Genomic DNA, 12,178 nt, shown 5'->3' with positions numbered 1-12,178 from the left:
CAGCTTTGACAAAAGGAACAGAAGGTTACGAAAACGCTGCGCAACTATTTATTGAAACCAGCCGCAAACTGGACTTCCATAAGGTTTGTGCAGACTTTATTGCTTTCTTACCTAAGCCTCCAGCAAAGGTGCTGGATGTGGGTTCAGGGGCAGGTCAAAATGCGATAGCGCTTGCTGCTCTGGGTTTTAAGGTTACAGCAGTTGAACCCGTACAAAGCTTTCTAGAAGCATCTAAAGAAGCTGACACAACGCAAGCTGTAAAATGGCTGCAAGGCGACTTGCCACAGCTTAATTGTTTACCTCTAACATTAGATAAATCATTAGAAAAATTCGATTTTGTATTAATCGCTGCTGTTTGGCATCATTTAGACGAAACCCAAAGAGAACTGGCTGTATTGCGCTTATCCACACTAATTAAAAAAGGGGGAAAGTGTGCTATTTCCCTAAGAAATGGCCCTGCTGGGCTAGGCTCAAGAGTTTTTGCCACAGATGTTAAGCAAACAATTCGGCAATTTGAAAATCTAGGTTTTCAATCTTTGTTGTCAAGAACCAATCAAAACAGTATTTTAGCAAATAAAGAAGACGTGAAATGGGCAAGGATTGTGTTATTAAACACTCACTAAACCCGACCTATTTGTATTTGTGTCGCCACGGACAAAGCCAGTACAACGCTTATGGAAGACTCCAAGGCCAACTCGAAAGCCCACTCACCAGTTTAGGCAAACAACAAGCTAGGGATTTAGCCCTTAGGGCCAAAGCCTGGGATATTAAACACATCATCAGTTCGCCTTTAGGCCGCGCTCAACAAACTGCAGATATCTGTGCACAGGCACTTAAGTTATCAATGGCGGTTTGCAGTGGATTTGAAGAGCGTCATTACGGACATTGGCAAGGTTCCTTCATCGAGCAGTTAGCTGATTTTGCAGTATTCAAACAGCAGTGTTATTTAAAAAAAGATTGGCTACCTTGTGAGGGTGCAGAGTCCACAGAAAATGTGCGCAGCCGTATGTTAAAACAGCTAAATTTACTTAGCCAAAATCACACTGAAAACATACTAGTTATCAGCCACGGAGATGCCATAGACTGTTTGCTAAGCAAATGGACAACACCTAAAAACATCAGCAATAGTCAACATTTACGCTTAGTTAAAAACACAAATAGTTTTGTTTGGGATGAACAATGCACAGCTTGCTGATTATCGCCTTACAAATGGTAGGCGCTTTGTTGTTAGATAAACTTTTTGGTGAATTCCCTCGTTATCATCCTTTGGTGGGTTTTGGCAAAATTGCTCATCTTGTAGAAGCTAAGTCTAATCTTCCTCAACATGCCAAAAGCCGTGTTTTAGGGACACTTGCGTGCCTAATGATTGTGCTACCTCTGCCCATATTATTTTTTGTCTTAAAAAGTGACACTGCAACGTTTTGGTTACTAGAAACCTTTGTTTTATATTTGGCGATTGGGCAACGCAGTTTGGCACAACATGCCCAGCAAATATTCCAACCTTTACAACAAAATGATTTTGCAACCGCTCGCCACTTTACTGGGTATATTGTGAGTCGCGACACCCAAGATATGTCGGAACAAGATATGACACGAGCAACGGTAGAGTCAGTGTTAGAAAACGGTCACGATGCCGTACTCGCTAGCTTGTTTTATTTTTTATTAGGCGGCGCACCTCTGGTTATTTTGCATCGACTGGTTAATACATTGGATGCCATGTGGGGCTACAAAACCCCGCAGTTTTTGTACTTTGGATGGTGCGCAGCAAAATTAGATGACTTACTTGGATTTTTCAGTGCTTGCGCCAGTTGTTTGCTCTACGTTATGCAAGCTCGTCCTTTGAGTAAGATAAAACAGATACTTATTTGTGCTTGGCAACAAAGCCAAAAGTACAAAAGCAAAAATGGCGGTTTGTGTATGTCGGTAGGCGCACAAGTTTTAGGCTTTAGTCTTGGTGGCAGCGCCAGTTACCATGGCAGAATCGTAGAAGGCACTGTTCTTGGTTCGGGCAGACAAGTCACATTAGCCGACATCCCCGCCAGTATTCAACTGGTCAAACAGGCTAGTTATTTGTGGGTGATAGTAGTGTTAGTAATAGGAATATTATGTCAGGTGTTATAACAACTAATGTTGCAGAGATTGGAGATAAAACTGTAGAGAAAGGCGTTGGGAAAGATACAAAGAAAAACGCGCCACTGATACACGGCGGGCAATTAAATAAAATCGCTGCACAATACGCTATCCCCATAGAACAATGGCTCGACTTATCGACTGGCATAGCCCCTGTTAGTTATCCTATACCAGCGATCCCCGCCGAAGTTTGGCAGCGTTTACCACAACCAAGCGATGCGCTACAAAAAGCAGCCTGTGATTATTATCAAACCGAACACTTATTAGCTATTCCTGGCAGCCAAGTTATCATTCAACAACTCCCCCACATAGCCGCACAACAAGGTTATGGCAGCAGCCGTGTTTGGTTACCTAAAGTGGGCTATCAAGAACATCGTAAAGCCTGGCAAGGTGCTGATTATACTGTGCTTTTTTATCAGGATATAAAGGAACTAAAACACCTAGATCAGCAAGATATAGTGGTGTTAATCAACCCCAATAATCCGAGCGGTACAGTATATTGCTATAAACAGGTAGAACAGCTGTTTAGCCATATTGAACAAAAAAATGGACTGCTTATTATTGACGAAGCCTTTATGGATTGCTCGCCGCAAGATTCATTTATTCGCCAAGTGACTAGCGAACAGTTAATTGTTTTACGCTCAGTCGGCAAGTTTTTTGGTTTAGCGGGCGTACGCTTGGGTTTTGTGGCGGCATCTGTGAATTGGTTAAAGTTATTTGCAGCTCATCTTGGCCCTTGGTCAATCAATGGCCCCGCCCAATATATTGCGCAACAGGCATTAACCAATAAAACATGGCAAACACAACAAGCTAAGTTTCTTCGGACCCAAAGTCTGCAATTGGCTAAGCTATTACAAAAAACCTTCAAACAAACACCTAAAGGCACTGCTCTTTTTCAAACCATTCAATGTGAGCAAGCAGAAATGGTTTTTGAACAACTATGCCTGCAAGGGGTTTACGTTAGACTATGCGATGACAAACAGGCATTACGTTTTGGTATTCCATTAAGTAAAGAACTATTACGACTGCAGTTGGCTTTAGAATCCATAGTTATGTCAAACCTAAACTCGGGATAAGTATCTAAACTCAATTTTGACATGCTACTGCTTGTAACATTTTAACTGTGTCAGACATATGGGTATAACCTAAGCCAATTTCCCGTGAAATTGACAAGTCTTTTATGGGTTTAAAGTGAATCTTTTGATCTTTGATAATATCATCGGATACTGGAATAAAAGCACAGCCTAAACCGGCTTTCACTAAGCCTAAGGCATATTCTATAGTTTGTATTTTGGCTCTAGTATCTACCCTTACATTGGCATTTTTAAGTGCTTGTTTTAAATAAGCCCAGCCTTCACATGGGCTTCGTTGTATAAAAGCTAGATCCTGCAAATCCAAAATATTAATGTTATCGATTAAAGCTAAGCCATGATGCAGGGGAATAGCCAATTGATATTCCTCCTGCCACATAGGCACAAATTGTTCGTTGTTTAATTGTAAGTCGCGGCTAATGATCCGCGCTTGGCAAGGCTCATCCTGAGACACTAAGGTTAGCTCTAAAGAGTCAACTGCACGGGTAAACCGTCCAAGCAAGTCGCTCATTCGCGCTACCCCTAAACCTTTAATCAACCCCAACCTAAAAGGTGTTTTTGTGGTGTCGGTACTAAAAACATCTCGAATAGCTACGGCTTGATCCAATAATTGTTTGGCTAAAGGATAAAGCTGCTCACCTGCATGGGTTGCCTGAACACCTCTAGCATGACGCACAAATAAGCTGGTCGATAAACTCTGTTCTAATTGTTTCAACGATGACGATATGGAAGGCTGAGCGACAAATTTTTTCTTTGAAGCTGCGCTTAAACTACCGCTTTCGTAAATAGCGACAAAATACTCTAATGCACGTAAATCCAAGTTGTATGCTCTTACATCTGATATAGGTAAAAACTATAGCAAATAAAGATTATTAATATTATTCCTTTAGCTAAATAATGCTTATGATTTGTACAAGTTTAATTTAGGCCGATTTTATAGCGGTATGATTTAAGGCGTAACAGCATGATGCAAGATCGTAATATTAAGGTTAAACAACAAATTATTGAGGCGATAGAGTCTAACTCTTTACCTGCTGTAAACTCATCATTCACGCCTGCTGAGGTAGGTTTGTCAAATACCCAATTGATAGACCTATTTGAATCACAAGTTATGAGTCGTCACTTAGACTTTCAGTCACGAGTGATGCAAAAACAAGGTCAAAGTTTTTATACAATTGGCAGTGCAGGCCATGAAGGTAACGCTGCTTGTGCCTTGGCTTTTAGGCCTAATGACATGGCGTTTTTACATTACAGAAGTGGCGCTTTTGTTATTCAACGCTCGAAACAAGTACCAGGGCAGAACCCTTTGTACGACATATTGCTAAGTTTTGCAGCTTCTTCTGACGATCCTATTTCTGGTGGCCGCCACAAAGTATTGGGCAGCAAGAGCCTATTTATTCCACCACAAACCAGCACCATAGCATCACACTTACCTAAGGCCGTAGGCACGGCTTTTAGTATTAGCCTGTCACGTAAGGTAGCAGTAGATAACCTATTGGCAAAAGACGGCGTTGTGCTATGTAATTTTGGTGATGCCTCGTCGAATCACTCCACAGCACAAGGTGCCATTAATGCAGCAGCATGGGCTGCGTACCAGTCTGTGCCTATGCCGCTAGTTTTTATCTGTGAAGATAACGGTATTGGTATCTCAACCGCCACTCCAAAAGGTTGGGTACAGGCAAACTTTGAACATAGAGCGGGGCTGCATTATATGCAGTGTGATGGACTAGATTTACTCGATACCTATCATAAAACCAAACAAGCTGTAGAAATTGCCAGAAAACAACGCAAGCCAGTGTTTTTACATATGAAAACAGTGCGTTTACTGGGCCATGCGGGTTCAGACTCTGAATTTACCTACCGAAGTAATGAATATATTGAGGATACTGAAGCTCATGATCCGCTGCTGTATAGTGCCGCCCTGCTGTTGAAACACAACTGCCTTAAAGGCCAGCAAATTATCGATTTATACAAACAAGTAGCAGTGACTGTTGAAGAAATCAGTCAACAAGTGATCACTAAGCCTAAGCTGACTTGTGCTGAAAAAATTAAACACAGTATTATCCCACCTAAATTGCACAAGGTTTATCGCAGTAAAGTATCTAAAGACGAACGCACCCAATTATTCAGCCATGAAAAACACAATCTAACCAAGAAACAACACCTCGCTAAATTACTCAATTGGACCATGTTCGACCTAATGGCAGAGCAACAAAATATTGTGATGTGTGGTGAAGATATTGGTAAAAAAGGCGGTGTGTATAACGTTACCAGTAAATTATCAGATAAGTTTGGCCCACAAAGGATCATCAATACTTTACTAGATGAACAGTCAATTTTGGGCATGGCAATAGGCTTAGCGCACAATGGATTTCTACCTATGCCTGAAATTCAGTTTTTAGCTTATGTGCACAATGCTGAAGATCAAATAAGAGGTGAAGCTGCTACTTTGCCGTTCTTTTCTAATGGGCAATTCACTAACCCTATGGTTATCAGGATCGCAGGTTTAGCCTACCAGCGTGGCTTTGGTGGGCATTTCCATAACGACAATTCCTTTGCGGTATTTCGTGATATCCCAGGGTTAATTATTGCATGTCCTTCAAACGGCGCCGACGCGGTTGAAATGCTCAGAGAATCAGTCAGATTGGCGCAAGAAGAGCAGCGGGTGGTTATTTTTATCGAGCCTATTGCGCTATATATGAAAAAAGATTTACATCAAGAAGGAGATGCACTTTGGTCATTTGATTACGTGCAACCCAATGCTGCAAACCCCATTAAAACAGGGCAACTAGGGAGTTTTGGCAAGGGTAAGGATCTGTGTATTATCAGTTATGGCAACGGCTATTACTTGAGTCGTCAGGCTGAAAAAATACTCGTAGAGTCAAATATTCACTGTACTGTGATTGATCTACGCTGGCTGGCCCCGTTAGACGAAAAGGCCATAGTTGCGGCTATTGGCGACATAAAAAATGTGCTCATAGTGGATGAGTGTCGCAAAACGGGATCCATTAGCGAAGCCTTGTTCACCTTATTAATTGAAAGTGATGTCGATTATTCAAAGCGAAAAATTGAACGCTTAACCGCACACGACAGTTTTATCCCCCTAGGCTTAGCGAGTTTTCAAGTGTTACCTTCTTGCGAGCTTATTGTTGAACAAGCCAAACGAATGGTCGATGAAAAGCAATAATACTGCGCTTACATAAAGATAAACGGCTACTAGGAGTTCCTACCTTGTTAATAGTGCTTTCTATGATCCAATTAGTATAAGTGTTAACTCGCTAAACCCTTCTACTGAATTGACTTTTGAATCAAACATCCTCAAACTCGTCTTCAAATTGCTCAGGTGCTCTTTTCAATTGTATTTTATCAGTTGAAAAACAAGAGATAATCGGGAAGTTAGTGCAACACACTAGTGTTTAATTCTAACGCTGCCCCCGCAACGGTAATACTGAATATCAGTTAAGCCCGGAGACCGGCCTGTCAATATATTACAAATTATAGTGCGGTGGGCGCTAGGAACTGTATTGAAACTTCCGCACTTAAGTGTATTTGCATTTAGGTGGTGTTTCGTCATTCCTAACGTCCTCGTTTCAGAGGCCGAAATGTTTTTTAAAAACTACTTAATCTTTTTACTGATAGGTTTCTTCAGCGTTGCTTGGGCAAAAGCCAGTGAACCTTCTGAAGATATCGAGGTACTCACTGTTTATGAGCAACCATCGCTATTTTCGAATAACTATCAGCTTATCCCCCGTGAAGATTTTGTTCATTCATCACAGACCCTAGCGGATATATTGCAATCGATTAATGGCCTACAAATTCGCCAAATTGGGGGTTTAGGTAATCCTGTTTCAGTTTCTATCCGTGGTTCGAGCAGTAAACAAGTGCAATTGTATATTGATGGTCAGTTAGTTAACGACAGTCAATTTGGTGGTTTCGATTTAAACCAAATACCTACTGAACAAATTCAAAGTATTGAGATCAGTAAAAACCAAGCCATAGGCGCAGGAACTACTCCGATTGGTGGAGTGATCAGAATTAATACCTACAATCCAAGCAAAGATAAACTGAAACTCACCCTTGCACTTGGCTCACTTGACCACAAAGAACTCAATCTTGTTTACAACAAGGCATTTCAAACAAATAGTTTATCTATTGGTGGCAGCTACCTTAAAACCGATAATAACTACGATTATCTTGTCCCCCAAAGTTTTACCAGTAGTAACCAGTCGAATACAGAACCATTACGTAATAATCAGTTTGAGAAAAAAAACCTGTATGTAAACAATAACCTAGCATTCAAAAACCAGAAAATCAGGCTCACTCTTCAATATAACGAACAACAAAAAGCCTTACCTAATTACCAAAACAATACTCCTGAAAATGCTTCTAGCCTTTCATCTGATTCTTGGCGCTTGGGTTATAATCACAGTATTTACACCGATATTGAGTGGCTAGACAACCTTGAGTTTGAAGCTTATCAAGAAATCAAAAAAGAACGTTACTTGGATATACTGGCCGATATAACACGTTTAGATGCTAATTATGACACCACAAAAACCCATGCAGGCTTAACATCATCTTCCACTTTTGATAGCCAATACGGTGTTTTTGGTATTAGCCCTTTTGTTGGGTTTAACAAACAGCAGTTTGATTCTTTAAGTTTTGATAATAATGGTCAGATAAACTGCAACGGGATCAGTAGCTGCGACGTTATTGCTGAGCAAACTCAGTTGTTGATTGGCTCACGGTTTGAATGGGGACAAAATAATGGCCCTTTATCAGCCTACTCATTGCTTACCCAGCTAAACGAAGAAAATCAAAATATTGCAGTAAATCAAGCTAATGCAACAACACTCAACAGTGAGCAGGATCATCACACTCAAGAGTTAGGAGTGGTGTATCAGGGAGAACGATTAAAAACGGAACTTGTCGCCAGTAACGGTATTCGCACCCCTACCCTATTTGAATTATTTGGTGACAGAGGATTATTTAAAGGTAGCGACGAGTTATTACCAGAACAAGCTAAAACCCTCAGCCTAGGTGCAGCTTATAACAACCAATTAGCCCAGATGAGCTACACACTCAATGCCTCGGTTTATCATCAACAGTCAGACAATGCCATTGTGGCTATTTTTAACAGCAGTGGTGTTGGGGCTTATGAAAATGTCAGTGACGCAAGATTAAATGGACTAGAGCTAGAAACAAAACTAGCAGTATCACCGGCTTTTAGTATCAATTTACAAGCCAATATTATTGATAGCCAGACCAGTGCGGCAATCAAAGCTTTTAACAATAAGAAACTACCTGGTATTTATCATCAGCAGTACAGTTTTTCGGTCAACTACCAATTTAATCCAGCTTGGAAAATACAGCTGCGTAGTGCGTTAGACAAAGACTTGTACTTTAATCGCGCCAACATATTCACATCATCTAAGGGTCAAGCTGGCAAGCCAGCACAACGTCGAGTGACAGATATTCAACTGAGCTACATAAATGATATCTACAGCTTTAACTTAAATATAAATAACCTATTTGACCAAGAGTACCAAGATTTAGCAAACCGCCCTGCTCAGGGCCAAAACATCCAATTCAAACTCTCAATACAAGGAATATAAATGTTAACACTATTCAAAAAGTCAGCGCTTACTCTGAGCTTAATCACTACTCTATCTATCTTAGGTGGATGTGGTAGCGACAGTAATGACGCCCCAGAGCTATCCGGCAATGTTTTAGTAACAGTGGCAGAAAATACCACTGAGGTGAGCCAATACACTGCAACTGACGATGGAACTGAGTTGACCTACAGCATCACAGGTTCAGACCTGCAACTTTTTGCCATTGACAATACAGGTACAGTTGAATTTATTAACGCTCCTGATTTTGATAGTGGCGATACTGGACCTTATAACTTCACTGTTACAGTTACTGATGCTGAAGGTTTGACTGATTCAATTGATGTAACAGTGAACGTTGGAGATGTATTAGATACACCTTCATTGGCATTGGTGCAAACTGTGGCTGCTGATTATTCTAGTTCACAAGTCGCCTATTTAAACTATGCATCGCAGACTGTTGAAGACGGCTTTTATGCAAAAACACAATCTGACTACAGCATTAGTATCTATCAAAGTGACGTATACCATATTGGCCGCTATTTTATTGATACCATCAGTAAATACAATACAGATGATGCCAGCACTGAAATCTGGTCATATTCAACACAAGATGATCTAGACTCTACAACCCGAAACCCATACACATTAGTGTCATTGAGTGCAGAAAAAGCATATTTGCTACGTTACGGCTCAGACAAAATCTGGATTGTTAACCCACAAGCCACTGACTTTGAGAGTTTTAAAATTGGCGAATTGGACTTAGCCAGTTATGTGCCTGATAACAATACATCTGGCACACCAAGGCCTTCAGCTGCCTCTATCAACGATGGAAAATTATTTGTAGTCATGCAGCGTTCAGATGATTCTTACGGAAGTACTAATTCAACTTATTTAGCCGTATTTGATACCACAACCGATAGCGAAATTGAAACCAATGCAGATGCCACTGATAGCGTAATGGGCATTCCTTTACTTGGCCTAAACCCGCTAGAACACAGTGTTATAGCCTTCGAAGATAAGGTCTATATTACTAGTCGTAACTCTTATACAGCTGCAAGCGTAGACCAAAGTATGATCGAAGCCGTAAACACCAACGACTACAGCTTAACCACTGTATTAAGTGCGGCAGACATTACAGATAACAGTACAAAATTCATCCAATCTGCAGCGATTGTTTCTGCTGAAAAAGGGTACTTTTTTGCTAATGAAACGTTCTTTACCCCATACCATGAAGAGTCGACACTTTATCAATTTAATCCCACCACAGGCGAAATAAGTAATGAGACGGTACTTGATATTGATAGCAACAGCATCAGTTTTATCGACATTGATGCAGCCGGCTTTTTATGGGTAAGTGTAAAAGAGGATGCGGCACCTGGAGTTGAAATCATTGATACCAAAACCAATACAGCAGTTGTGACTCGCTTAGAAACCCAATTAAACCCAAGCGTGATTCGTTTTATCGAAGAATAACTAACTAGAAATTTTAGTTAAGTTTTTAAAATGAAATGAAAAAAAATAAATGATGTCAAACTCCTAGCCCTGTTAAATCAACAGGGCTTTTTTTTTCCAGCATCAACCAATACCAAAGTTGCTCGACAAGCAAAAAGCAGAAATACTCGGAATAGAGGGCTGTCATTGACAATCTCTTCACAGAAACACTTTTTATTAAGAAATTAGGATGCCAATAACTTAATCAGGAAAAACAATCACTCCAAGTTGTTCAAGTAACTGCTCTTGTTGCCAGGCATTAATTTTGACACCACTTAGATCAACTTTTCTAGGATCCAATCCAATCAATTCTGAATGACTTAAGTTACAGCCTTGCATAGCAAACTGCCCCCAACAATCTTCTGAAAATGTACTACGACTTAAATCAGACTCTTTTAAAGATGCACCTTGTAAATTAGTACCAACCCATTTGTTTTCAAATAAGTCACATTTTTCCAAACATTGTCGTTCAAAATTTGCGTAGGATAAGTTACATCCAGTAATATATGCGGAGCAAAAATACATTCTACTGCTCACTTGATTTGAGAAACTTGCTTGCATGAAATTAGCTCCCTTCAAATCACAGTCTCTAAATTCAATGCCAAAACATTTCGCACCTGTGAAATTAGACATGGACAATTGGCAGTTCTTAAAAGATGCATCACGCAGATCGCAATAATCAAAATGGCAGCCTTCAATAGTACCTTGCTCTACAAAGATACAATCAACAAACTGTGCATCCCTCAAATTAGCGCGACTAAAATCACATTTATAAAATTTACAATTTTTAAAAATTGACTCGCTCAATTGTTGCTTTGAAAAATCAACTTGAGCAAACACTTCATTATTTTTTGTCATAAACCGCCTTGATTAAAGATAAAACCGAAGACTAGCATTTACGGCTTGGGTAACAACAAAAACAAAGTCATATAAAACAACAAGTTGAGATCGTCTTAAACGCCCATTTAAGCCCCCAAATCAACATGCAGAGCGACGTTTACCTCACTAATCGCAACACTAATCAAATAAAATATTTTGTTGGTTGTTGAGGGGTTTAAACCTAAGTACTTAGGTGCCAAATATCCACAGGGGCAATGACTGAATAAATTACAACACTGTGAACACTAATATCCGTCCATTTAAGAACAGGCTACTAAGCCTCTGTTAAACGCTAGGATTAATATCACTAGTAATGGGATAACTTGACCCTGCAGTATAAGTCGCAATCTGGCTTCCAATATTTCTCCCATTATGTGATGCTAATCTGGCGAATGATTATTTCGCCATCTTAAATAAACAAGGAGTAATAACAACATGGTAAAGACTCATCTACACACGGCGTTATTTCTAACGCTACTACTCGCGATGTCTGGTTGTGCCCAGGTTAGCGAACTAACTGGCAGTAATTCTGATTCAGGATCTAATAGTTCAACTCAGGACTCAGAAGCAGAGAAAAAAGCTAAAGCAGCAGAAGAAGATAAAGCAATTGCCGAAGCTGAAGCGAAAAATACCAGTGCACCTATCCCTGCTGATAGTATATTTGCCAAAATTAACATAGGAATGTCTGATGACGCTGTAACAGATATCCTAGGTAAACCCGGCCAAAAAACCAGTTACCGCACCGGTAAAAGTTGGATCCCATTCGCTGGACGCTGGTTAAATGATCGACGTCGACAATCCTGGTTCTATGAAAATACAGGTGTGATTGTCATGTCTCAAAACAGTTATAGTAGACAGTACAGTGTTGTACGGATTGACTACAATGCTAATCAGTCTCTTCCATAAGAAGAGTTCTAAGAGTTAGCTTATGAGAAAAGTATCGTTAATTAACTAATGGTGAAGTACTTTTCT

The 12,178-nt window shown here is 40.2% G+C and carries 10 protein-coding genes and 1 riboswitch; of the genes, 8 read left to right on the top strand and 2 right to left on the bottom strand.

The window, feature by feature from the left end:
* The first annotated feature begins 5 nt into the window (after positions 1-5).
* The 4 genes from GARC_RS21975 to cobD are packed head-to-tail and all read left to right on the top strand — an operon-like array spanning position 6 to position 3,206.
* Positions 6-623: a class I SAM-dependent methyltransferase gene (locus GARC_RS21975; protein WP_007624626.1), complete on the top strand. Its 618-nt coding sequence runs from the start codon at positions 6-8 to the stop codon at positions 621-623.
* Positions 590-1,195, top strand: coding sequence for a histidine phosphatase family protein (locus GARC_RS21970; RefSeq protein ID WP_007624624.1), 606 nt, complete (start codon positions 590-592; stop codon positions 1,193-1,195). Before GARC_RS21975 ends, GARC_RS21970 begins: the two co-directional genes overlap by 34 nt.
* Positions 1,180-2,121 (top strand): adenosylcobinamide-phosphate synthase CbiB, encoded by a 942-nt coding sequence (gene cbiB, locus GARC_RS21965; protein WP_007624622.1) that lies wholly within the window; start codon positions 1,180-1,182, stop codon positions 2,119-2,121. The genes GARC_RS21970 and cbiB overlap by 16 nt, the downstream gene beginning before the upstream one ends.
* Positions 2,106-3,206 (top strand): threonine-phosphate decarboxylase CobD, encoded by a 1,101-nt coding sequence (gene cobD, locus GARC_RS21960; protein WP_007624620.1) that lies wholly within the window; start codon positions 2,106-2,108, stop codon positions 3,204-3,206. Before cbiB ends, cobD begins: the two co-directional genes overlap by 16 nt.
* 10 nt (positions 3,207-3,216) lie before the next feature.
* Here the strand turns inward: cobD and GARC_RS21955 are convergent, their stop codons facing one another.
* Complete coding sequence (locus GARC_RS21955) at positions 3,217-4,041, bottom strand: LysR family transcriptional regulator (protein ID WP_007624607.1); 825 nt, start codon at positions 4,039-4,041, stop codon at positions 3,217-3,219.
* Between the two features lie 147 nt (positions 4,042-4,188).
* On the opposite strand from GARC_RS21955, the gene GARC_RS21950 reads away from it, so the two are divergent.
* The 3 genes from GARC_RS21950 (at position 4,189) to GARC_RS21940 (ending at position 10,309) form a co-directional block, all read left to right on the top strand.
* Positions 4,189-6,408 carry a dehydrogenase E1 component subunit alpha/beta gene (locus GARC_RS21950; RefSeq protein WP_039990299.1) on the top strand — a complete coding sequence of 740 codons (2,220 nt, stop codon included), beginning with the start codon at positions 4,189-4,191 and terminating at the stop codon, positions 6,406-6,408.
* Positions 6,409-6,545: 137 nt separating this feature from the next.
* A riboswitch (cobalamin riboswitch) is annotated at positions 6,546-6,716 on the top strand.
* 29 nt (positions 6,717-6,745) lie between these two features.
* Complete coding sequence (locus GARC_RS21945; protein ID WP_226989273.1) at positions 6,746-8,836, top strand: TonB-dependent receptor plug domain-containing protein; 2,091 nt, start codon at positions 6,746-6,748, stop codon at positions 8,834-8,836.
* Positions 8,837-10,309: a cadherin repeat domain-containing protein gene (locus tag GARC_RS21940; protein WP_007624603.1), complete on the top strand. Its 1,473-nt coding sequence runs from the start codon at positions 8,837-8,839 to the stop codon at positions 10,307-10,309. It begins immediately after the preceding gene.
* Between the two features lie 219 nt (positions 10,310-10,528).
* Here GARC_RS21940 and GARC_RS21935 read toward each other — a convergent pair whose 3' ends face one another.
* Positions 10,529-11,185 carry a Qnr family pentapeptide repeat protein gene (locus GARC_RS21935; RefSeq protein WP_007624600.1) on the bottom strand — a complete coding sequence of 219 codons (657 nt, stop codon included), beginning with the start codon at positions 11,183-11,185 and terminating at the stop codon, positions 10,529-10,531.
* 456 nt (positions 11,186-11,641) lie between these two features.
* Here GARC_RS21935 and GARC_RS26095 point away from each other — a divergent pair, with 456 nt between their 5' ends.
* Positions 11,642-12,112: a hypothetical protein gene (locus GARC_RS26095; protein ID WP_007624596.1), complete on the top strand. Its 471-nt coding sequence runs from the start codon at positions 11,642-11,644 to the stop codon at positions 12,110-12,112.
* Positions 12,113-12,178: the final 66 nt, after the last annotated feature.

Source organism: Paraglaciecola arctica BSs20135 (assembly GCF_000314995.1).
Taxonomy (GTDB): domain Bacteria; phylum Pseudomonadota; class Gammaproteobacteria; order Enterobacterales; family Alteromonadaceae; genus Paraglaciecola; species Paraglaciecola arctica.
Note: the sequence above shows the minus strand (reverse complement) of the source record. Positions and strands in the feature narration are given on the sequence as shown.

What these genes read in the sequence shown, in the direction of transcription:
- GARC_RS21970 (WP_007624624.1), top strand. Translation starts at nt 590, where the DNA reads ATGGGCAAGGATTGTGTTATTAAACACTCACTAAACCCGACCTATTTG.
- cbiB (WP_007624622.1), top strand. Translation starts at nt 1,180, where the DNA reads ATGCACAGCTTGCTGATTATCGCCTTACAAATGGTAGGCGCTTTGTTG.
- cobD (WP_007624620.1), top strand. Translation starts at nt 2,106, where the DNA reads ATGTCAGGTGTTATAACAACTAATGTTGCAGAGATTGGAGATAAAACT.
- GARC_RS21950 (WP_039990299.1), top strand. Translation starts at nt 4,189, where the DNA reads ATGCAAGATCGTAATATTAAGGTTAAACAACAAATTATTGAGGCGATA.
- GARC_RS21940 (WP_007624603.1), top strand. Translation starts at nt 8,837, where the DNA reads ATGTTAACACTATTCAAAAAGTCAGCGCTTACTCTGAGCTTAATCACT.
- GARC_RS21935 (WP_007624600.1), bottom strand. Translation starts at nt 11,185, where the DNA reads ATGACAAAAAATAATGAAGTGTTTGCTCAAGTTGATTTTTCAAAGCAA.
- GARC_RS26095 (WP_007624596.1), top strand. Translation starts at nt 11,642, where the DNA reads ATGGTAAAGACTCATCTACACACGGCGTTATTTCTAACGCTACTACTC.